The sequence below is a fragment of the Bartonella sp. AA126HLJHH genome (assembly GCF_042197425.1).
In the GTDB taxonomy this organism is placed as follows: domain Bacteria; phylum Pseudomonadota; class Alphaproteobacteria; order Rhizobiales; family Rhizobiaceae; genus Bartonella.
Window position 1 is genome coordinate 1 of record NZ_JBHIRU010000063.1, and the last position, 2,556, is coordinate 2,556.

The following is a 2,556-nucleotide window of genomic DNA, read 5'->3' on the forward strand; positions in this document are numbered from 1 at the left end:
AGTTGATCGACCACCAGATTTAAAGTGCCGCCCGCTTGGACAAGACCAGGAACGCTCTCCAAAGCTTCTGAACCAATTTGGCGTTCCTTGCCATTGACTATATCTAAAGAAACATCGCGGCTTCCATCAGTTTTATAGCCATAACAATAACCATCCTTCGTATTGGCATTACAACCCATATAAGTTTTTTTATAAGCTGTTACCCCTAAATTGGTCAGCGTCTTGGCTTGGATATCCGCATTTCCCCCCGCTTCTATAGAGCTATAATGGTTGTCAATGGTATCAGCGTTAATGATGAGGTTGCCACTAGATTGTATTACCCCCGAAACAGTCGGTTTATGCGAAAACCCTTGCGTGACAGTCTTTTCTGTCATGTGTGACCAGTGTTTGTTTATTGACCAGAGCCCTCCTGCCTTCCACCTATCACCATTCCATCGATACTGTTCTACAGAGTCTCTTTCGTCAACATATTTCCAAGTAAAAGCCTTATAGACTGTTCCGTCGCTTGAAATTGCGGTGCCATAGGTTTCTTCTTTACTATTCCAAAGTGGATTATCTAAGTAAATGTATAAGTGTCCTTTCCATAATCCGTTATCATATTGATATTCGTGCCCTTGTCCCCAAAGACCAACTTTCGCATCATGATATAACATCCCATCACTGAGTTGATCAGAACCCTTTGGTCTTTGGAAAGAAATATCGCTATATTCCGTTTTTTCCGTGATGACGGGCGTGCTATCAGCTTCGTTTTTCAAGGTGTTGGTTTGGATATTTAAGTTTCCACCAGCTTGAATAAAGCCCGCTTTGTTAACAAGCGAAAGGCTTTTTCCTGTGCCTTCTGCATTGGTAAAAAACAAATCACCCTCTGCCATTATGGCGCCAAAATCATTGAGCAAAGCGCCATCAACTTGTAAAGCACCATTGCCCTTCACATAAATTAAGCCCGTTTTGCTGTTAGTCACATTGCCCGTCACGCTAAAGACTAAATCCTGCCCCGATGCCAATTGACCGCTATTTTCAAGCTCCCCCGTTTTGATCACGAAATCTCGTGCCGCTAAAACAGAAGTTGCCTTATCCACCATAACGCTTGGAGCAATAAAGAGAATATCTCCAGTCCCACCGCCATCTCTTACGGCTTGTAGCCGCGCATTGTGAATATCAAGAGCATTGGTGCTTTGAAAGTCTAAACCGCCATAAGTCAATTCGCTCTCTGAGACATCAATATGATCTGCAATTAAATACAGCGTTTGCGGCGTGTAAATATGAGAACGATTATTGCTTAAATCGAGAGTGTTTGCCGTCAATCTCACATCCCCCTCAGCAGACAACACATTCTCAACACTGATCTCTCCTGATACCGATGTCAATGTTGCGTTGCCATAGCCTATGACCTGATCATAATAGATGTCGTTGCCTGCAAAAATTTCAATATTGCCACCACTGGCAATCTGACCAACCTTCACCCCTTCTTTTGCTGTAATCAAAAGAAAGCCCTTTTCATCTAAAACAAGATCCCCTGAACCGCCCGTAGAAACGACACCTGTCATCAGTGTGCCTGCATCAAGGCTGCCAACCTTTAAAACAGCTTCTTCACCCGTCATCAGTGAAGAAAAGTCAACCGCCCCACCCTCAATATTTGCCTTGCCATAGGCTAAAAGTTGCCCAAAATGAACGGGAGCATTTGTTGCTGGTTGTGCTTGAATGGCAACATTTTGATGCGACAGAATTGTTTGAGAAACAGATAGCCCGTTATGAAAAACCAGGGTGATATCTCCTGCTCCATAAACACTTTCAGCAACAATCGCCCCTTGACTGCTCTGGAGATCAACATCCCCTTGGGTGCCAAGAACAACAACACCAGCAGCACCCGTTGCCACCAGATCAACCCCACCGGCTAAAAAATGAGCTTGTATATCACCACCGGCATGCGCCTTGAGATTCCCTTGCGCTAAAACAATCCCCTCAAGCTTCAAGTCTCCGCCCGATTCAAGAGCCATATCAGCACCTGCCCCTAGCCCTGAAACTTGAAGTGTCTGGCGCGAAGAAAGCTCCATATTGCCCCCAGAGGTTGCCTTACCGGCAATCGATAAAAGCCCATCCTGCGCCTCTATCTTCAAATGACCATCAGCACCAACCGTTTCTAACGTCACATCCTTATGGGCGGCAATATCAATATGCTTTTTCGAGGTGATGTGTTTTGCCAATATGCTCTGGCTTTTCGATTTGAGGACAACACCCCCATGACCAAAAACATTCTTCAACGAGATTTTCCCATCAGCAGAAAGATGCAACTGCCCCGCATTGGCTGCCATATCATGGCGCATGCGAACCCCAACACCTTTTTCTGTTGCCACAAGTTTTATTCTGTCCGCCTGTAGAGCCCCAAAAGCAGAACCATCTATCGCATATTCCGGTTTACCAGTAATATCGGTCAGTTCTTTCATTTCCCGTGAAGCATAATCAAAGTGACCCGTCCCTACTGTCACACCAATTTCTCTGCCCGCAACAGCTCCTTCAAAATGCACTGTGCGTGAGACAATATCGACAATATCAACA

General features: G+C 45.1%; 1 pseudogene. It reads right to left on the reverse strand.

The window, feature by feature from the left end:
• Positions 1–2,556, reverse strand: a pseudogene (locus ACFIQC_RS09545) (filamentous hemagglutinin); the annotation flags it as partial.